The sequence below is a fragment of the Formosa sp. S-31 genome (assembly GCF_051172795.1).
Lineage (GTDB): Bacteria > Bacteroidota > Bacteroidia > Flavobacteriales > Flavobacteriaceae > Formosa.
Map to the genome: position 1 here is coordinate 935,940 of NZ_JAENDK010000002.1, position 21,966 is coordinate 957,905.

The following is a 21,966-nucleotide window of genomic DNA, read 5'->3' on the forward strand; positions in this document are numbered from 1 at the left end:
AGTCTTTTTAAACTGACAATGTTTTTTTTAATTCTCTGCAACTTATTTCAAGTTGATAGTCTGTGCCTGTCCGTTGTACTCTACAGTTTGTCCTTCGGCATCATAAGTAAATGCCTTTGGATTGTCTTTGTTAACAGGTACAATCACGAATGTTCTGTTTTCAAGCATGCCTTCAAACGCTCCTTGACGTTCACCAATGGTTAAAGTCCCTTCGGCCTCGTTGTATTGGAATGGAATATGAGCATACTTACCTTTTTCGTAGTTGTAGTTTACACCTTCGTCTTCATATAAATTGAAGCTTCCGTCTTTTCCTTGGTATACATACAATACGATAGTTTCGGCTGGTTTTTGATCTGTATACTGAATCTCTGGACCTACAGGAATAATAGAACCTTCAGGAATGAACAATGGAATACGACCATAAGGAGCCTCTACTGTTTTTGACTGTCCGCCATTGATAAATGCTCCTGTGTAGAAATCATACCAGCCAGAAGTGCTTGGGAAATACACCTCACGACTGCGTGCGCCATATTCGTAAACTGGGTTTACCATTAAGGATGGTCCAAACATGAACTGATCGCTGATGTTTTCAACTTTCTTATCCGAAGCAAAATCCATTACCAATGGACGCATGATGGTATAATCATCGAAATAAGTTTTCCCTGCCAAGGTGTAGATGTAAGGCATCAAACGGTAACGCAAATTGGTGTAGTACAAAATTGACTCGTAAGCTGGATGGCCTTCCGGAGCAATATGCCAAGCTTCACGGAATGGATACTGACCATGTGCTCTGTACAATGGTGCAAAAGCACCAAATTGGTACCAACGCGCATTCAACTCTCTCCATTCTTTATAATCTTCAGTCTCTTGTCCAGATTTGTTATAATCCAATTGAGCCGCTACATAACGATCTTCCACACAGAACCCACCAATATCCATGGTCCAGTAAGGAATTCCGCTTACCGCGAAGTTAAGTCCCGCAGAAATCTGTGCTTTCATATCTTCCCAACGGGTTGCGATATCACCACTCCAAGTAGCGGTTGAATAACGTTGTAATCCAGCAAAACCAGATCTTGTCAACAAGAACACACGCTTATTCGGTTCAACATCTCGTTGTCCGTTGTAAATAGCCTCAGCATTCATCAAGGCATAAGTATTGAAGTATTCTGTTGAAGGTCCTAAAGCAGTTGGCCCTTGCAGAGCCTTACGATACTCCATATCGGTACAATCTAAAACATTTGGCTCACTGGCATCCATCCACCAAGCATCAATGTTCAATGGATAGTAATGCTCATAAATTTGGTTCCAGAACAGTTTTCTTGCATCTGCAGAATAGGCATCGTAGAAGGATCCAATATATCCAGGACCTACCCAATCGCGAATGCTATCCTTGATAGCCTGTCTGTACATCCATCCTTTTTGATCGAATTCCTTAAAGTGTTCTGTATTTTGATAGAACTTAGGCCATACAGAAATCATAATTTTCCCGTTCATGGCATGGATAGAATCCAACATGCCTTTTGGATCTGGAAAACGAGCTTTATCAAACTCATGACTTCCCCATTGATCTTCTTCCCAGTGGTTCCAGTCCAATACAATATTGTCGATAGGAATTTGACGTGCTCTAAACTCTCTCAAAGTACTCAAAATCTCATCCTGGGTTTTGTAGCGCTCACGGCTTTGCCAGTACCCCATAGCCCATTTTGGCATCACCTGGGATTTTCCTGTAAGGGTACGGTAACCTTTAATAATCTCGTCCATTGAGTTTCCGTGAACAAAGTAATAATCCATTTTTTTGTTCATTTCACTCCACCAAACCTGGTTGCCTTTTTCAACTTCCGGTTGCGGCGTTCTTACACGTAAACCACAGTAAGAACTTCCTCCGTTTGGTTGCCATTCTATACGCAATGGCACACGCTTACCAGCTTCCATGTTGAAGGTAAACTTATAGCTATTAGGGTTCCAAGCCGTTCTCCAACGCTCCGGTACCAAAAGCTCGTCATTCAAGAATACTTTTATGTATCCTGCGTAGTACAAGATAAAGTTGAACTCACCACTTTCAGCAGCTTCAATGTCCCCTTCATACAATACTTCAGCATTTTTTAATGGGAAGTTGGCCGGTAAGTTTTTAATACTCTTAACGTCTTCAAAGAAAATTGAAGGTTCATCCCTTACAATCGTTTGCCCGCCATTATCAGCAGTTTTGTAAGTTCCCGTTAACGCATTTTCCTTGCCTTCTTTATTATAAAGTTTAAACACTTCATTCAATTGCAGATACGGACGGCTGTCTCCAAAACGACTCAAGGCATAACTGTCCCAAAGCAATCCGTAGTTTTTGTTGGACACAATAAATGGCACGGAAACCTTAGTGTTATATTGAAATAACTCTTCGCTTTTATCTTTGTAATTGTATTCATCGGATTGGTGCTGTCCTAAACCATAGAACGCCTCATCTGCTGGTGAATCAAAAATTTGACGAACACTGTAACCTTTGGTCCCTTCAACCTCAATAGGCTCAAAGGTTTTTCCGCCTCCAGCTTGTTCTGACAGAACTACCTTTCCAGTTTTATCCTTAAATGTAATTCCTCCATCAATGCTAGACACAAAGACATTTAAGGCTTTTGTGGAAAGCGTAATGGAATCACCCGTTTGCGCAACGTCAAACGGAACCGTGTTAATATTTGGAAGAATAATTAAACTAGAATCTTTTGGAAATTCCTGATCGGGAGTTGCCGATACATGAATCAATTCATCCCCAAAAACTTGCAGTCGTAGTTTATGTACATCGGTGTTGTTGGCCTGCTTCAAATTAACAACAATACCATCAGTCGTTTTCTGATACAGTTGTTCCTCCTTAGCACAAGAGGCAAAAAGCAAACCCGTTAATAAACCCAGGTATATTTTGTTTCTTTTCATTGTGATTGTGTTTTCTTCCTTTAATTTATGATTTGAAATACATTTAAATTCTACTTAGTTGTCACCGCAATAGTCGCTTCCTGCAAGCCTTCCGAAGTCACTTTCAGTGTGGCAATTCCGGCCTTATCTGTAGATTTCACTACTACCAAACATTTTCCGTTAAGAGCTTTGTGAGTCTTCCCTTTGAACGATTCATGATTGGTTGGGTCTCCATTGCCCACAGCAAAGATTTCCCCGTTTCCTTCTATTGAAAAATGCAATTGATTTTGCGCTGTTGCCACAAAATTCCCATCGGCATCCACCACATCTACCGTTATAAATGACAGGTCTTTGCCATCTGCGGTTATGGTTTGTCTATCAGCCGTTAATTTCACTGTTGCAGCTTCTCCTGAAGTTTTTAGTTCTTTTTCAAGGACTACCTGACCATCTTTTCTGGAAACAGCTTTCACTGTTCCTGCTTCAAAAGGTATACGCCACATCACGTGCAAATCGTCTCCTTCCTTTTTCTTAATGCCCTGTGATTTGCCATTGACGAACAATTCCACTTCATCGGCATTGTTGTAATAGGCCCAAACATCTACGGTTTCCCCTTCTGTCCAATTCCAATGAGGAAAAATGTGAAGCACATCTTTATCGGTCCATTCACTTTGATACATATAGTAGACATCTTTTGGAAAACCTGCCAAATCCACAATTCCGAAGTAAGAACTTCTGGACGGCCACACATACGGTGTAGGCTCACCTATATAATCGAAACCTGTCCAGATGTACATTCCAGAAAGGAAATCGTATTTTTTAATGATCTTCCAAGTTTCCTCATGGGTGGAGCCCCAAGGAGTGCTCACCTGGTCATAAGCCGACACGGTGTTTCCAGGATTCCCACCATCGAAAGGCAAATCCCAACGCACTGGCCAACGCTTTAAAGTATCTGATTTTTTATCGTAATACCCTCTAGTTTGTAATCCCGAAGTTGTCTCTGTTGCAATAAACGGTGTCTCTGAAAAATTCTGTTGGTGAAAAGGAAATGTATTATGTGCGTAGTTGTAACCTATCAAGTCCAATACACCTGAAGCAGCTACAGGATTTAAACTCGCTTTTTCTACATCGAATTGTGTCGTTACATCGGTATTTGGCATGTTTACCGGTGGGTTCATCGCCACGGTAATTGGTCTAGTAGTATCCAATTTTCTAACGATAGCCTTTAATTCCTTAGCCGTTGTAACACCTTGCTCATTCCATTGCTCCTGAATTTCGTTACCTACACTCCACATAAAAATACTCGGGTGGTTACGATCACGAATAATGAAGTCTTCCAAATCCTTTTGATGCCATTCTTTCCAGTAATTGGCATAATCATGAGGCGATTTAGTGTTGTTCCACATGTCGAACATTTCATCCATCACAATGAAGCCCATGGTATCACACAATTCCAATAGCTCAGGTGTTGGTGGGTTATGGGCAGTTCTAATGCCGTTCACCCCCATCTCCTTCATGATCTGTAATTGGCGCTCTAAAGCACGAATATTTACAGCAGAACCCAAAGGCCCTAAATCATGGTGGTTACAAACCCCTTTAATTTTTACTTGTTCGCCATTCAGCAAAAAGCCTTTGTTCAAATCAAACTCAAAAGTTCTGATTCCAAAAGGTGTTGTATACACGTCTACAGTTTGCCCTGCGACCTGAACTTCGGTTTTGGCGGTGTACATTTCGGGATGTTCCACAGACCATAATTGCGGATTTTCCACTGTGATATTTTGAGTAATCGTTTTGCTGTCATTGGCATTGATACTTGCCGAAGCAGTAGCTGTCCCCTCTTGTACATTGCCTTTATAAATGCTTGTAATTACAGTAGCCTCTTTTGCTTCGGCATCCTCATTTTTAAGATTGATTTCCAAAACGGTTTCAGCCCGCTCTGTTGACACGTTAGGAGTCGTAATAAAGGTTCCCCAAGTATCTACATGCAATTTGTCTATGGTCTTCAACCAGACATTTCGGTAAATTCCAGATCCGGAATACCAACGGGAATTAGGTTGTTTGGAATTATCAACTTTTACTAAAATTTCGTTCTCCTGACCATCGTATTTTAAGTAAGGTGTAAGGTCGTACTCGAACCCAATATAACCGTTGGGACGATTTCCTACATGATGACCATTAATCCATACATCGCTGTCCATATACACACCGTCGAAATGGATAATCGTTATTTTGTTGGCATCTTCAACTGTAAATGTTTTCTTGTACCAACCTAAACCTCCTGGTAAATACCCGCCACCTAAATCGGCAGGATGGTCTTTTTTGAACTCGCCTTCAATGCTCCAATCGTGCGGTACATTTAGAATACGCCAATTGGTGTGTTCCGAAATAGAATCGGATGCATGCGCGGCTAAATAAAACTGCCAATTATTGCTAAAATTCACTTCTCTTGCGGAGGTTTCACCAGAAACTTTTGGCGATTGACAAGAAGCGCAGACAACCAAAATTGTTAAAAATACAGGTATCGATTTAAGCGAAAAAAAATTGCGCATTACTGTTATTGGATTTTGTTTGTGTTACTATTAATAATAGGTAAGAAGCAGTAAAACCTACCGCTTCTTACCATAATTTCAATCTGATATGACAATTACAATTATCATCGAAATTCTTTTTTATATAAGTAAAAACTAATGGTTATACTAATTAATCACGATACTGTCTATCGTAGCAGTAACCGCTTCAAGATCTGTAACATCTGTAGCCAATCCTGCTACATCTATTACAAATACAATAACACCTTCTACCACTGCTCCAGGATTATAAGAAACAGTATAGGTACCATCACCGTTTACGGTAATGATTTCACCGTTTCCATTTGGATTCCAATCAGAATCTGCATAGTACATGGAAGCGTTATATGTCCCTACAGCTCCTTCATTCAAAGTAACACCACTAAGAGTAAATGTCACTTCTATCGATTCAAAAGACGCTAAATCTTCAGTGTTTACCCCTGGATCAGCTACGGTTGAACCGTATTCGTTATAAAGTTCCAATCTTAGGTTTCCATTTCCTTCCAAATCGCCATATACCAATTTTGAATTGTCAAAGGCCACTTCGGTTCCTTCATTGCCACCTTCTCCACCGGAACCTCCAACATTTGGCACCAAATGGAATGCCTTATACTCAGTAGGCTTATTAACATCATCTACTGCACCTAGCCACATATCAGTAACATTTCCGTTTGCATCTGTGTCAATTTTCAAAAGGCGTAATTGGTTGTTTGTATCAGGTTCAAAATTTACAGTATTAATCAATTGGAAAGTAGGCACAGGCACATTGAAAGAGTAAATTCCCGAACCATCTATTGAGTATGTTCCTTCTGTTGTTATTCCATCAGGTGTTACGAACACCACTGAGTTATCTGCAGAATTCATAGTCATAGAAAAATCGCCATATACAGCAGGATCTGGAGTTCCTAACCAATCCGTAGGGTAATCTTCTGGTGTTTGCCAATCGTTCATCAAGGTTCCTCCTAACGTTGCCCAATTCAACGGGTTGCTTTCAGACAGTTTCCATTCTATAGCCTTAGTTGTAATTGCAGAAATAGTATCTTCCCAGCCCTCTGGTAATGTTGGTTCTTCTGGTTCTGGTTCTGTTTCTTCCGGCACCCAGTTTTCACTATACTCCTGTGAAATGAAATTATACACTATCATTGCCAGACCTTCGCCTGAACATGAACCTATTTGTTCTCGAAGCACACCAAGCTGCATGGCATCTTCTGTAATCGAAAAGATAGTAATATCACCCCAATTCGAAGAACAGGTATCATACCCAACATTATGTATCATTTGCGCGTTAGACATGGATAATTTATAATTATTCAAATCTATATTGTAGGTCCCGTTTTGCGTACCTAATTCTGGTAAGGTTAAGTGGTCTACTGTTACAAAAGGCCCACCTTCCAGACTAAATTCCATATACCCATAATCAGCTGCATCCATAAGCCAAGTATTACCTGGCCAATCTGGATTCCAATTCCAGCAATCGTCTCCGTAACAACCAGAAGACTGTCCACCGTCTGCCGAAGGCCCTCCGCCTTCCAGCCAGCCGTTATCGGTACCATAGAAATACATTGGCCCTGCGAAATATTTAGATTGCCCTTCTGAATCAAGGTCCAGATACCATCTTTTAGAGTTACCTACCCCTCCTGAAATCATATTCCAGATATCATTGTTTATATAACTAAAGTTATCCTGAGTAACAGAAATAGTAACCGGTTCGGCGTCTACAATTCCTCCATCTGTAACCGCTGAAAATTTTATAGTATAGTCTCCTGCAAAGGCAAATCGAATCGTATCTACCGCTCTGGTTGAAGTTCCTGTACCGTAATCCCAAACCGGAACGGTCTCGGGGGTATTATTGATTAAAATAACCGTATTTCCACCTTCATCTACAGCATAATCCTGAACTACAGAGAAGTCAAGTTCTGAAGGGTCCAGCTTTCTCCCTAGCGAATAATCGTCTTCGCTACAGGTAAAAAAGGTTGCCAGTACCCCAATTAACATAAAAATCTTAATAATATTTTTCATCATCTTCTATTAATTAGTTAGTTACCAGCCGGTGTTTTGTTGTAACACACCACCCGATAAAGTAATTTGTGTATTAGGAATTTGAGACAAGCCCTGTATTGCCTGAAAATTAGCTCCGGAAACGGTTTTAGTATCCTCTATATTTCCACTTAAAACAGAGGCGTTGGCTTCAAGCTCACTGGCTGCAACACTTAAACCCTGACGCATAAGATCCCAATATCTGATCCCTTCCAGTGCAAACTCTAAATGGCGTTCTTTAAGCAGATTATCTGCTGTAAGTGTTAAAGGCGTAAAATTGTTACCGTATGCCCGTTGTCTTACCTGATCGAAATAACTTTGTGCACTACCACTTCCAAGTTCTGCAGCCATTAACAACACATCGGAATAACGAATGGCAAAGTAATCCTGGAACTGCCCAATTTGAAAACTTTCATTCCCGGCAGCAACGGCAGAACTTACCAGTTCACCATCTTCATTATATTCAGACATTGGCGTATACTTTTTATTGTAGTAACCGGTATACTCTCTCTGACCTTCAAAATTATCGAACGGAATTTCTTCCTCATTAACACCTATTACAGTTGCAAAGCGTCTGGAATCTCCGTCTTTATACAAATCGTATAATTTTTTAGTTGCACTGATACCCCAGCCATTACCATAAGGAAAATACATGAATTCACGCATTCCAAACAGTACCATCCAGTGGTTACCATCGGTATTCCCATTATAATCGCTGGTATGTGTATACTTAACAGAGAACACGATTTCCTCATTAGCTTCACCCGCATAAGCATCTCCTGAAGCCGCAGGCCACAGGTTAGCAAAATCGGATACCAAAGCATGGCCACTCATGGCAATAACATCTTCCATATGCGCCAATGCCTCTGATTTGGATACTACACCAACTAAATCAGAGGCTCCGTAGTACCCTGTATAATACAGATACACACGACCTAACATAGCCTTAGCCGCCCAACGTGTTATGCGTCCATTCGGCACGGCATTATAAGCCTCTTCCGGTATATTATCAGCAGCATAAACTAAATCTTCAGCAATAACCTTATACACCTCTGCCGGATCTGCCTGTGGAATGTTTTCTGTAGACGGCTCGGTCAATAACGGAATATGTCCCCAAAGACGTACCATATCAAAATACAGATAGGCTCTTATAAAACGCGCTTCTCCTGCATAACGGTTTCTTAAGGTTTCATTATCTGTCCAGTCTATTTGATCTATACGCTGTAATAATACATTACAACGATATAGTGCCTGATAATATTTAATCCAGGTATCGTTATATAAATCCTGATATCCGGGAGCTTTACTAATATCAAACTCATCAATAGCTAGATAATCAAATCCATCTGAATAACCTAAACCGCTAAAACAATCATCAGACATGACTTCTGATGCTGTGTAAAATGTTCTTCCTGAAGCTCCTGTTACTACCTGTAACCCGTCATAACATCCTATCAATGCAGAATAAGCATGCTCTGGAATCTGGTAAAAACTCTCATCTGTTGTATCTGTTATGGGCGCGGTATCCAGAAAGTCATCGGAACACCCTACCATGGCAAGCAGTCCTAAAACAACAATATATTTATTAATTCTTTTCATGGTTTAATTTTTAAAATTTAACGTTTAACCCTAACATATATGTCCTTGGTCTTGGGTAATACCCAATATCTACCCCTGATGCGAAATTGTAATTTCCATCTGAAACTCCAAATCCAACTTCCGGATCCATTCCGCTATACTCTGTAAACGTATACAGGTTTAACACAGAGAAATATAAACGGCATTGCTCTGCAAAAAAGCCTTTATTTTTATAGCCCTTTGCAATATCGTAACCTAAGGTTACCGTACTTATTCTTAAGAAATCGGCATCTTTAACAAAAATGTCTGAAAACGTACTGTAGTTTCGGTTGTCAACAGTCACTCTAGGCATGGAATTAGAAGATCCCGGCCCGTGCCAGCGATTTACTATTTCCCCATACCAGTTCTGATTTACTGAATTATTTCTATAAGACTGTACAATCTGATTTCCTGCAACACCATTGGCCTGCATTGAAAAATCGAATCCTTTATAATTAAGTCCTAATGAGAATCCATAAGTAAAATCCGGATTCGGGTTTCCTATTTCAGTCTTATCGTTTGCATCGATCACATTGTCTCCATTTTTATTCACGTAAATTAAATCTCCCGGTTTCGCATTTGGCTGAAGTACAACACCATTACTTGAAACATGATTTCTAACCTCCTCTTCGGTCTGGAACACCCCGGCAGTCTCGTAACCCCAGAAATATCCTAGCGGATGTCCTTCTTCTGCACGATAAAACTCACCTGAATTGTCCCAAAGCTGATTGCTCAACCCGTGAATAATTCCATCTTCAGTAGGAATACTACCTACTTCATTTTTATTGTAGGCACCATTTACATTAAAATTATAACTGAAATCGTCGTTTACACGGTTGTTATACCCTAAAACAAATTCAACACCAGTATTTACAACACTTCCTCCATTAATGTAAGGTGCATCTGCTCCTGCCGTTGCCGGAATTGGTGCAAGTACCAGCCAGTCTTTTTGTTCTTTACGATACCAGTCGAAAGCCAGTGTTAATTTAGAATCGAAGAAACGGGCATCAAAACCAAAATCCAGTTCTTCTGCGGCTTCCCACTGTAAATTCTCGTTTCCTAATCTGTATGGATAAGCCCCTGGCGTTAACGCTCCTTCTGAATCACCAAAAATATAATTGGTGTTACTGGTTCTTACCAAACCTAAGAACTGGAAGTTTCCTACGTTCTGATTTCCAACCTGACCCCAGCTACCTCTTAGTTTAAAGTAATTCATAAACATCTCGCCGTTCTCCATAAAATCTTCCTTACTTATAATCCAACCGGCAGATACCGATGGGAAATACCCCCAGCGATTACCACTAGCAAACTGCGAAGATCCATCTGCTCTAAAAGTAGCATTCAATAAATACTTCCCTTTGTAGTTATAATTTACACGACCGAAATACGACATCCTTTTAGCAATAGCATCTGGCCCTCCCGTTAGGGTGATAAAAGAACCATCTGTATTTGTAGCATTACTTAACCAGGAATGCGATAAATCGTCGTAAATTAAATCTACATTTTCACCATACATAGAATGACCGTCGTATTTAAACGACTCTGTCCCTAACATGGTTTCGAAATGGTGATTTTCTCCCAGGTCAAAATCATAAGTCAGTAAATTACTCCAGATTAAACTTTTGCCTTTACTCATACTCTGGTTGACTTTTCTGAAATCACTAAAAGCGTAAATAGACAACTCGTAAATAGGCGTAAAGCTATGTCCTTGACTGGCAAAGTAATCGATACCTAAATTGGTACGGAAATTCAGATTTTTAGCCAGTTCGAAATTAAAATACACATTCCCTACTAACTTTTGAGTATCGTTTTCATTCTGGTTAGAATACACCATTTGTGCATATGGATTAGATACGCCTTGCAACCAAGGCTCACTATATCCGGAAGAATTAAAAAACTCACCGTTTTCGTCGTACATTGGAAATAAAGGGTTAGTCTGGAATGCACCTCTTAAAGCATTGTTATACTGGTTTCCTACACCTATACCATTATTATTAATCCAGGCATAACTAAAATTCTCTCCAAACTTTATTCTGTCGTTATACAGTTTATGCTCGGAATTAAAGCGGAAATTATAGCGTTCGTAATACGAATAATCCTCGCCCCCTACAATACCTGCCTGATTGAGATAAGATAAAGATGATGAATAGGTGGACGTTTCAGACCCTCCCGAAACACCTAAGGTATAATTTTCGGTTGGAGCTGTTTGAAACATTTCATCCATCCAGTCGGTTCCAGTACCTGCATTGGCAATATCCTCATCAGAAAACTGTCGGCTCATACCTGAATTGATGCGTGCTTCATTCATAATGGTCATATACTCTGAAGCATTTAACATATCCATTTTTTTAGCCAGTGTCTGAATCCCGTAAAACTGATCGAAAGTTATCTGCGCTTTTCCGGCCTTACCTTTTTTAGTCGTTACCAGTACTACTCCATTGGCTGCCTGCGACCCGTAGATAGCCGCTGAAGCCGCATCTTTTAAAATCGAAATATTTTCGATATCGGCATTATTCAGATACGAAATATCTCCGGTTTGCACGCCATCTACAATATACAAAGGCGAGTTACTACCGGCAGATCCCAAACCACGAATTACAACATTCATGGACTCTCCAGGTTGCCCTGAAGTAGAAGTGATCTGCACCCCTGCTGCCTGTCCCTGCAAGGCCTGTAAGGCATTGGTTGTACTTTGTTTTTGTAATGCTTCTCCCTCAACCTGTAGATTTGCGCCTGTGGTCAGTTCTTTTTTCTGAACACCGTACCCCACAACAATGATTTCTCCCAGTTCTTCTACACTGGCTTGCATCTGCAAATTTAAGGTTGTTCTGTTCTGTACAGGTACTTCTAAAGAGGTGTACCCAATATAGCTAATTTGCAATACAGCATCTGATGCTACTGAAATCACAAATTGCCCATCGAAATCTGTGGCGGTTCCTTGTCCAGGATTGTCCTTCACAATAATCGTTGCTCCCGGTATTGGCATACCAGTTTCAATATCTGTTAGTGTTCCCGAGACAGCAATTTCACTTTGAGCGTACAAGGTTTGTGTACTAAATGCGCAAAGTAAAATCGCCACCAAAATGGCTAACACTCCAGACGAGTCATAAAATTTACTTCTCATAATGATTTATAGTTTGTTAAAAAATGTGTGTTCAACAATTAGTTAGTATGCATTAGCAATAATCTGTTCAAAGAGTTCCTGCTTTCCGCTTATTTGCTGTGGTTCTCCCTTAGTTCTTCCTATAGTACTAAGATCTTCCAGAGTTAACCCTCCTTTTTCAAACTTTGCTCCGTTACCAGAATCGAAAGACTGGTAGCGCTCTGTTCTTAATTTTTTATAGTTTGTATTTTTTAACACATGCTCTGCACAGATTAACCCTCGTGCAAAGGCATCCATTCCGGCAATGTGTGCTATAAATTTATCCTCTAGATCTGTGGAGTTTCTTCTTACTTTCGCGTCGAAGTTTATGCCTCCACCATTAATTCCTCCGCCTTCTAATAATACCAGCATAGCCTGAGTAATTTCGTATACATCTATCGGGAATTGATCGGTATCCCAGCCATTCTGGTAATCGCCGCGGTTAGCATCGATACTTCCTAACAATCCGGCATCGACGGCCACCTGAAGTTCATGTTCGAAGGTATGCCCTGCCAATGTAGCGTGGTTCACTTCCAGATTCAGTTTAAAATCTTTTTCCAGACCGTATTTTTTAATAAAGCCTATAGTTGTTGCCGCATCGTAATCGTACTGATGCTTTGTTGGTTCCATAGGTTTAGGCTCAATTAAGAAATTGCCTTTGAATCCTTCCTTACGAGCATAATCTCTGCATATGGTTAAAAACTGGGCCAAATGATCCAGCTCGCGTTTCATATCGGTATTTAAAAGGCTCATATAACCTTCGCGACCACCCCAGAACACATAATTATGTCCGCCAAGTGCTATGGTAGCATCTATGGCTATTTTAGCCTGAGCACCTGCATACGCCACCACATCAAAATTTGGATTGGTTGAAGCGCCGTTCATGTACCTTGGATTTGAAAACAAATTGGAAGTCCCCCAGAGCAATTCAATTCCGGATTCCGTTTGCTTTTGTCTGGCGTATTCTACCATTTGCTGCACACGGTCTTCAAAAGCTGCCAGTGTAGGCGCTTCGTCTACCAAATCGACATCGTGAAAACAGTAAAACGGAATCCCCAGTTTGGTCATAAATTCAAAACCAGCATCCATTTTATCTTTTGCCCGTTGCACAGCATTGTCATTGGAATCCCAGGCGAATACTTCTGTTTGTTTACCAAAAGGGTCATCCCCTTTATTACACAGCGTATGCCAGTACGCCATGGCAAATCGCAAATGCTCCTTTAAAGGCTTGCCATTAACCAGGCGGTTCTCATCGTACCATTTAAAGGCCAAAGGATTATCACTTCCTTTGCCTTCGTATTTAATTTTATCTATCCCTTTAAAATAGGATTGTTTACTCATAGTACTCATAATTACATGTCTTGTAGTTTAATATGTTGTTTCCAGTTAAAATATATGTCTTCGTATTGCTTTTCGAGTGTCGTTTCGGGTTCCAGACGTTCAATGCATTCCAAATTTGCAAAGGCGCCATCCAGTGTTTTATAAACTCCTGAACCATAAGCTGCAGCTCTTGCAGCTCCTTCTGCTCCTGAAGTATCGTAGAGTTCCAGAGATGTTTTGGTGGTGTTAACAAAAATCTCTCGGAATACCGGACTTAAAAACAGATTTCCTTTTGATGCTCGAACAATGTTACCAGAAACACCAATGGATTTCATAACATCAAACCCGTAATTCATGGCAAACACAATACCTTCGCAGGCAGCTCTTACCACATAATTGGGATTATGAATATTGAAATTGAGATTTTCAATACCTGAGTTCACGGCCTTATTATCAAAAATGCGTTCTACCCCGTTCCCAAACGGATAAAACCTTAAGCCTTTACTTCCCGCCTCTGCTTTTGCTGCAGCATTATTTAAAAGTTCGTAAGACACCGGGGTGTTATTTCCAAGCGACATCAGTTTTCTTAACCACTGGTATAATATTCCGGATCCATTTATACAAAGTAGAACCCCGTTTCGCTTATCTTCAACAGTATTATTAACATGCAAAAAGGTATTAACCCGATTTTGCTCATCGATATAATTTTGATCGGTAACGGCGTACATCACAGCAGAAGTCCCTGCTGTAGTAGCTATTTCACCTGGTTTCAGCACATTCAACGACATGGCGTTATTAGGCTGATCGCCTGCTCTGTAGGTTATTTTCACTTTGGAATTTAAGCCTAGCTCGGCAGCAATAGTAGTATCAATAACAGCATGCTCTCCAAAAGTCGGCACGATTTCAGGAATCTTATTTTCAGGTAAATCCATACCTTCCAGAATCTCGCTTGCCAGTCTATTTTCTTTAAAATTCCACAAAGCTGCTTCTGATAAACCGGAAGTACTTATCTGTGGAATTCCGGAAAACTTAGCAGCGATAAAATCGCCTGGCAACATCATATAAGCTGCCTTTTTAAACACCTCAGGTTCGTTCTGCTGTACCCATTTAAGTTTTGAAGCCGTAAAATTTCCGGGTGAACCCAAAATCTGCTCCTGACAAAACTGAGTTCCTATCCTCTCATAATATGTTCTCCCGGTTTCTGCAGCTCTTCCATCGCACCAGATAATTGAAGGACGCACAGGATTCAATTTCTGATCCACTAATACCAGTCCATGCATCTGGTAGGCAATTCCTATGGCTTCAATCCGTTTTATATCGATTTCGTATTTATTTTTAAATTGAGCAATGCCCGCTTTAATATAAATCCACCAAAGATTCGGGTCCTGTTCAGCCCACCCTAATTGCGGTGCTAAAATTTCAGTTTCAAAATCAGGTACAGAAATCGTCTTCAATACACGTTGTTTATCAGCATCAAAAACCGACATTTTTATTGAAGAGCTCCCTAAATCTATTCCTAAAAAATACATATTATTTTGTATTAGATTTGTCCCACAATTGTTCCATTTCTTCCAGTGTTTTCCCTTTGGTTTCCGGCACGAATTTCCAGATAAACAGCGCTGACAACACTGCCATTACACCATAGATCCAGTATGAGAACCCGTGGTGAAACAATTCGGTTAATTCGGTATTATTATTCATCATAGGAAACGTCCAGGACACCACGAGATTAGCAAGCCATTGCGCTGCTACTGCTACAGCCAGCACGCCTTTTATTCTGTTTGGAAAAATTTCTGAAAGTAACACCCAGGTTACCGGCCCCCAGGACATCGCAAAAGCTGCGATATACATAAGCATAAACAGTAAGGAAGCAAATCCGGTAGTTTGCAAATACAAAGAAAAGCCCAGACCAATCATACTAAGCGCCATAACCACACTTCCTATAAGCATCAGCTTTTTGCGCCCGAAATTATCGACAGTAAAAATCGCCAGCACAGTAAAGATCATATTTATAGCCCCGACAATTATAGTCTGCAACATGGAAGCATCTGTTTCCATGCCCATACCTTTAAAAATTTCCGGAGCATAATACAGCACCACATTTATACCAACGAATTGCTGAAATACAGACAATAAAATCCCCACAATTACAATTCCCCAGCCAAAAGACAACCAGTGCGCTTTTTTCTGATTAAAAGACGCTTTAATCTCTTTAATAATATGAAGCGCTTTTTCTTTTCCGTTTAACTGAGTCAATACCTTTTCAGCATCTGCATCCCGACCTTTCATCACCTGAAAACGCGGTGTTTTAGGCACTATAAACAAGCACAATAAAAACAATAGAGCCGGCACATTTTCTGATAAAAACATATTACGCCAGCCTACAGTATTAATCCATTCTGCCGACTGCCCTTTTACTATAAAATAGTTAACGAAATATACAATTAACATCCCGCCCACTATAGCAAACTGATTAAAAGACACTAGTTTTCCACGAATGTTTGCCGGAGCCATTTCGGCTATATACAAAGGAGACAACATACTGGCCAATCCTACACCTATCCCCCCAATAATTCTGAAAATAATAAAAGAGGTAAGCGCATTACCTCCAAACACATTAAAGGTATCGGGATAACCGGAACCACAGGCCGAGATTATAAATAGCACAGCAGCTATAAGTAAGCCATTACGTCTCCCTATAGAATTTGCTATTTTATCTCCCATAGAAGCCCCAATAATACACCCCACCAGCGCACTGCTAACCATAAATCCGAAAATGGAATTTTTAAGATTATCAGTTAAACCAGTAGTAGACTTTAAAAACCCGTAATAGTAAAGCAATCCGCTAACTACTAAAAATAACACTACTGCAAGGGTTGCTGTTTTTCGCGTATAAAATTTAAACACAAAAGAACTCAGCAACCCTACAATAGTTAACAAACACAAGGTTAAAATAATTTTAAAGTGAAAAATGGATTGAACCGCCATTTCGGGACTGCCATCCAGAGCCTTTACAAAAAAGGTTTCCAAGGCTCCAACAGCTCCTGAAATCACAGCAGTATCATACCCAAATAACAATCCGCCAAGACTGGCAACTAGAGTTATTAAATAGGTGGTTTTTAAATTTTGATTGGTTGTCATATTAGTTAGTGTCAGTTTTACCACATCTTATGGTATCAATGACTACAAGTTTACAAAGTATTTTTCATATTAACAATATTTTAACCCTAAATTTTAATAATTCGTTAAAAAATCATATTTTAATTTTAAATGTAATAATTACACTTAAAACACAAGATTATTTATGTCGCTATTTTCTTGCGTAGATTTATTTTTTTACTGAACTTTACTTGTCTTATTTGTTAGTAGTATCAGTTTTCAGAATTTCTTTTAAAATCATTTAATAACAGTATATTTGCCTGAATTCATTACTATGATTAAGAAATTTATAGATGAGGAGTCTGGAAAAATAATTGAAAGCTCTGTAGTAAACGCCATCACCATAGACTGTGTCGTCTTCGGGTTTGACAAAGGCCATTTAAAAGTTCTTTTAATTGAACATGCCGAAGGGATAAGCAAAGGAAAATGGGCCCTTCCGGGAGGATGGATTAAGGAAGAAGAAAGTATAGACAGCGCCGCCCAACGCCTGTTAAGAGAACTCACCGGCTTAAACAATATTTATCTAGAGCAATTAAAAGCTTTTGGCGAACCGGACCGTTTTCCTTTGGGACGCGTTCTTACCATTGGATACTACGCTTTAATTAAGATTGATGACTTCGATATTAAAGCCGGGTTTACCGCATCGGACGCCCAGTGGTACACTATAAACGAAGTACCAGATTTGATTTACGACCACAATATTATTCTAAACTACAGCTTAAAACATCTGAGAAGGCGCGTAAAACAAGCCCCTATCGGTTTTAATCTTCTGCCTGAAAAATTCACTTTACTGGAGCTCATGCAACTCTATGAAGAAATACTAGGGATTACACTTGACAAATCTAATTTCAGGCGAAAAATTCTTCGTATGAAACTGCTCCAAGACCTGGACGAAAAACAAAAGGATGTTTCACATCGCGCAGCTAAACTCTTTAGTTTTGATTACGACATCTATAAAAGCCTCACTGAAAAAGGCTTTAATTTTGAAGTATAAGACTTTCACATAACAATCAAAATTCAAATACATCTCAATAAATAAGCAAAAAAAAGACCTGAAATTACCTTCAGGTCCTTGTATTTTAAACAATACTTCAAATACAATTTATTGCGCACTCCATCCACCATCTAAAGTAAAGGCAGAACCTGTAATAGTTGTAGAAGATTCTTTAGCTAAAAGCAATGCCATATCTGCAATAGCCTCTACAGGAACAAAATCTTTTACTGCCTGTTTTTTCAGCATTACTTTAGTCACTACCTCTTCCGCTGTCATATTATGAGCTTTAGCCTGATCCTGAATCTGACCTTCTACTAAAGGCGTTTTAACATATCCCGGACAAATAGCATTCACTGTAATATTGCAATCGGCACCTTCCAGAGCCAAAACTTTGGTCATTCCAATCACCCCATGTTTAGAAGCTACATATGCTACTTTGAATTCAGACGCCCTTAGACCATGTACTGAAGACACATTGATAATTCTACCGAATTTCTGCGCCTTCATATGCCCCCAGGCTTCTTTACTCGCAAAAAAAGCCGCATTAAGATTAATGGCCATAATATTCAAATATTTTTGATCGGGAAAATCCTCAATTGGCGAAACAAATTGAATTCCTGCGTTATTAATCAACACATGAATGCTACCAAAATAAGCCATGGTATCACGAACCAATTGTTTTACCTCATCTGCTTCTAACAAATTTGCATTGGAAAACGACGTTTTCACATTAAACTCCTCAGCAATACCTTTAGCAATCTCTGCTCCATTAGCCTCCAGACCGTGGAACATAATATCGTATCCATTGGCAGCAAATTGCCTTGCTATTCCTAAACCAATGCCACTTGTACTTCCCGTTATCAAGACCACTTTACCCATACATCAAAAATTTATAAAGTTCATTATTAAAAACCTCAGCCTGATCCATAACTACGCCATGCCTGGAATTTTCGATTACTACCAATTTTGCATCCTGAAGTTTATTTACATAGGCCTCTTTAAATGCTACAGGCGTATAATCCATATCTGAAGCAATAACCAGAGTTTTAGCCGTAATTTTACGAATGTTATCCCCCAGCCCCCATTGCATTAAGGTCACAAAAGACTGATAATACGCATTAAGATCATTTTTTTTACAGCGTGTTTCAAAAGCTTCCCGCATGCTTTCCTGACCTTTCTCCGGAAACATATTAGTCGCTATCTGCTCTGCTAAGGGCCCCATACCATATTCATTTAAAGATTTTGTTCGCTCAGCAACCAATTGCTCTCCGATTTCCCCCATAGCATTAAAATCCGGACCACTATTTACAATCACCAATTTATCTACCCATTCCGGAAAGTCACTTGCAAACTGGAAGGCAACTGCTCCACCCATCGAGAATCCAACAAGTGAAACCTTATCAATATTCAGCTGCTCCAGAAGCTGCCGAATATCTTCGGTCATATATTCAACACCATAACCTTCTTCAGGTTTCGATGTATCTCCGTGCCCTCTAAGATCCACGGTTACAACCTTAAAATCTTTCGAAAGAACCGGAACCTGTAAGTCCCAGTCCTGTTTTGTTGACCCTAAACCATGAAGCAATAAAAGCGCATTTCCTTCCCCAGTCACCTCATAGCTTTGGTTGATATTATTTACAGTTAAAAAAGGCATTTGCTATAGATTAGTTAGTAGCCGATTTTTTATTGAAGAAATTCACCTGATATTTTAGCTCCACAGAGAATAAAGTTTCGATTACCGGCGAAGCAACAAATTCACGAACCTCAGCATTGAACAAGTTGGTAACACTAGCCCCTACAGAAAACCCATCGGTTATGTAATAGCCCACATTGGCATCAACTGTAAATCCACCCAAAGGACCGTAGTTCCAGGACCTGCCATTTCTGGCATTCTCAATAACGTCATCCACACCATCCCCGTTCAAATCCTGAGTTTCGGCTGCCGTATAAATTCCTGAGAAGAAATCATAATCCTGCACCCATCTTCCAAAAATAGAACCGTAGAATTTGTTTTTAGAATAATGTAATCCAACTGCCAACTTGTTTGCAGGTGTATTTACCGGTAATTCGGACTCCAGCACCTGGCCATCCAGATTTCCATCATTTGCAGGATCGTTTTTATCCAAATCTCTTCCGAAATAAGAATAATTTAATGTTGCTCTAAAGGCATTTGAAAAATAGTAATTCAAACCAAGATCAAATCCGTAAGTATCAACTTTACCAAAATTCTGATAGGTTAAAATGACAGCACCGTTAGATCCCGGAACAACTTCATCGATAGGCTTATCTCCCACATGAGTTACAACAACACCATTAGCTGCATCGGTAATAGTTCTAAGCGGACTAATGAAGTTTTCTGACTGATTGTAATAGGCATTGGCATCGATATATAATTTATTGGCAATTTTTCCTTTATAACCAACCTCATAGGTATTTATAGACTCAACTTCCAGTGGCGCCACTTTATTTCCGTTAGACAGCGTAAATCCCTCTCCGTTACCCAAAACCAAACCGCCGAAAAGATTTCCTTTTAAATTCAGAATAGACGGTACCGCAATTCCCCTACCATAAGTCAACCTAAACTGCCCTTCTCCAACTGCTTTGGTAATGGCCGCTTTAGGAATAAAATTTGAACCATATAAATCATGCTTATCCAGTCTGGCGCCAAGAAGGAATCCCCATCCTGAATCCGGCAAACTATACTCGGTTTGTGCATAAAAACCTGTTTGTCCAATATCTATTCCTCCTGCATCTAAAAGATATGTTCCCTTAGAATCCGCCATATCTAACTGATATTGTGCACCAACAGTTAAATCGAAATTCCCCCAGCTGTTATTGTATTGCAATTCAGAATTGAAACGTCGGGATGCATCTTTAAACACCGCACCTCGTGGTAATACAATCCCCGTATCTGGTCCGGTTGGAAACCATTGCTCCGTATATGATCTTGCCAAAGCTTCTTCCTCAGAAAATCCATTATTGATAAAAGACACGTAGTTTTGCGTTCTTTGGTTGATGGCATAAGTATCATCGGTATTACTCCAGGTGTAGTTTACATTCGCAAAGAAATGCTTTGAAATATATTTTAACTGAGCCACATCAATACTCCAGTCTTTAATCTGATTTCTACCTGCATTGGTAACCGCCAGATTATTATTATTACTGTGCCCATAATACCCTATAAGTTCTGAACTTGATGTCGGTCTGAAATACAAACCAGCTCCGTATTTCTGAGTATCGAAATCCCGATCCAATTCCAGTTCCTTGTAGGCTGTAGTCCCCACATACACACTATCTACATATTCAAAATCCTCACCCTGAGACCGTTCAAAATGAAATTTAAAAGCAAACTTATCGCTTACCACCTGAGCATGACGTAAACGCGCCGTGAACACCTTCTGATTTCCTCCACCCAGCGCCAGTGTTGTTCCCTCGGAAGTAAACGGGTTTTTAGTTCTTGTACTAATTAATCCGTTGTGCGCATTAGGTCCGTAAAGCGTTCCGTTAGGCCCTAACAGAATTTCCACCTGTTCTATATCATCCGTTGTAACGGTTGCAAAAGTTCCAAGTGGTAATCCGGTAGCTATTAATGTTGACAGCCTGTCATCGGTAACCTGAAGATTTTTAGAGTTAAAGGCTGAGTTAAAGCCTCTAATGTTTATTCCTGTTCCAAGAACCCCTGTTCTCACAAAGTCAACTCCTTTTTCACGAGCAGCAAGCTCTCCAACATTAAACCCTACATGCTCTTTAATATCTTTGGAAGAAATAACATTTACAGTGGCAGGCACATCCGTCATTTTTTGAGGTTTTTTATTAGCTGTTACCACAACCTGAGACAGCATACTCGCTGACTCCATTAAAGTCGCATTAACCTCAACGGTTTGTCCGGAAATTACCGAAACTGATTTTGTAATTGTTTCGTATCCCAAATAAGAGAACACGATATTATAAGTCCCTTCCGGAATATCCTGTATAAGATAAGTTCCATCAAATCCGGAAACTTCCCCTTTAGACAAACTCGCAATATGAACTGTTGCTCCAGCAACCGGAACATTATTCTCATCGAGCGTCACACCTTTTATACTCCCTGAATTCTGAGCAGAAGCATAAAAAGAAAATAATAAAGTAATAAGCGCAAATAAGTTCTTCATTGTTTTCATAAATAGTCAATTAGTTTACCGCAATCTATCATGAAAAAAATTCAACTACACTTTCATAATTTCAACTTTTTACTGCGA

The 21,966-nt window shown here is 39.8% G+C and carries 12 protein-coding genes; 1 reads left to right on the forward strand and 11 read right to left on the reverse strand.

The window, feature by feature from the left end; genetic code table 11:
* Positions 1–42 precede the first annotated feature (42 nt).
* From I3217_RS04290 to xylE, 8 genes are all read right to left on the reverse strand, one after another.
* Positions 43–2,916 carry a TIM-barrel domain-containing protein gene (locus tag I3217_RS04290; RefSeq protein ID WP_435048497.1) on the reverse strand — a complete coding sequence of 958 codons (2,874 nt, stop codon included), beginning with the start codon at positions 2,914–2,916 and terminating at the stop codon, positions 43–45.
* Positions 2,917–2,966: 50 nt separating this feature from the next.
* Positions 2,967–5,441 (reverse strand): glycoside hydrolase family 2 TIM barrel-domain containing protein, encoded by a 2,475-nt coding sequence (locus I3217_RS04295; RefSeq protein ID WP_435048498.1) that lies wholly within the window; start codon positions 5,439–5,441, stop codon positions 2,967–2,969.
* A gap of 147 nt (positions 5,442–5,588) precedes the next feature.
* Positions 5,589–7,481: a hypothetical protein gene (locus tag I3217_RS04300; RefSeq protein ID WP_435048499.1), complete on the reverse strand. Its 1,893-nt coding sequence runs from the start codon at positions 7,479–7,481 to the stop codon at positions 5,589–5,591.
* Between the two features lie 18 nt (positions 7,482–7,499).
* On the reverse strand, positions 7,500–9,095 hold the full coding sequence (locus tag I3217_RS04305) for a RagB/SusD family nutrient uptake outer membrane protein (RefSeq protein ID WP_435048500.1): 1,596 nt from the start codon (positions 9,093–9,095) through the stop codon (positions 7,500–7,502).
* A gap of 10 nt (positions 9,096–9,105) precedes the next feature.
* Positions 9,106–12,237 (reverse strand): SusC/RagA family TonB-linked outer membrane protein, encoded by a 3,132-nt coding sequence (locus tag I3217_RS04310; protein ID WP_435048501.1) that lies wholly within the window; start codon positions 12,235–12,237, stop codon positions 9,106–9,108.
* Positions 12,238–12,279: 42 nt separating this feature from the next.
* On the reverse strand, positions 12,280–13,605 hold the full coding sequence (gene xylA / locus I3217_RS04315) for a xylose isomerase (RefSeq protein ID WP_435048502.1): 1,326 nt from the start codon (positions 13,603–13,605) through the stop codon (positions 12,280–12,282).
* A 2-nt stretch (positions 13,606–13,607) separates the two neighbouring features.
* On the reverse strand, positions 13,608–15,104 hold the full coding sequence (locus I3217_RS04320; protein WP_435048503.1) for a xylulokinase: 1,497 nt from the start codon (positions 15,102–15,104) through the stop codon (positions 13,608–13,610).
* A 1-nt stretch (position 15,105) separates the two neighbouring features.
* Complete coding sequence (gene xylE / locus I3217_RS04325) at positions 15,106–16,716, reverse strand: D-xylose transporter XylE (RefSeq protein WP_435048504.1); 1,611 nt, start codon at positions 16,714–16,716, stop codon at positions 15,106–15,108.
* A gap of 292 nt (positions 16,717–17,008) precedes the next feature.
* Between xylE and I3217_RS04330 the strand changes: the two genes are divergently transcribed.
* Positions 17,009–17,728 carry an NUDIX hydrolase gene (locus I3217_RS04330; protein ID WP_435048505.1) on the forward strand — a complete coding sequence of 240 codons (720 nt, stop codon included), beginning with the start codon at positions 17,009–17,011 and terminating at the stop codon, positions 17,726–17,728.
* Between the two features lie 108 nt (positions 17,729–17,836).
* Here I3217_RS04330 and I3217_RS04335 read toward each other — a convergent pair whose 3' ends face one another.
* From I3217_RS04335 to I3217_RS04345, 3 genes are read right to left on the reverse strand one after another with little or no spacing between them, the layout of a single operon-like run.
* The gene (locus I3217_RS04335) at positions 17,837–18,607 is read right to left on the reverse strand and encodes a 3-hydroxybutyrate dehydrogenase (protein WP_435048506.1); all 771 of its coding nucleotides are present in this window, start codon (positions 18,605–18,607) and stop codon (positions 17,837–17,839) included.
* Positions 18,600–19,382 (reverse strand): alpha/beta fold hydrolase, encoded by a 783-nt coding sequence (locus tag I3217_RS04340; RefSeq protein WP_435048507.1) that lies wholly within the window; start codon positions 19,380–19,382, stop codon positions 18,600–18,602. The genes I3217_RS04335 and I3217_RS04340 overlap by 8 nt, the downstream gene beginning before the upstream one ends.
* Positions 19,383–19,392: 10 nt before the next feature.
* Positions 19,393–21,879, reverse strand: a complete 2,487-nt coding sequence (locus I3217_RS04345) for a TonB-dependent receptor (RefSeq protein WP_435048508.1) — start codon at positions 21,877–21,879, stop codon at positions 19,393–19,395.
* Positions 21,880–21,966 lie beyond the last annotated feature (87 nt).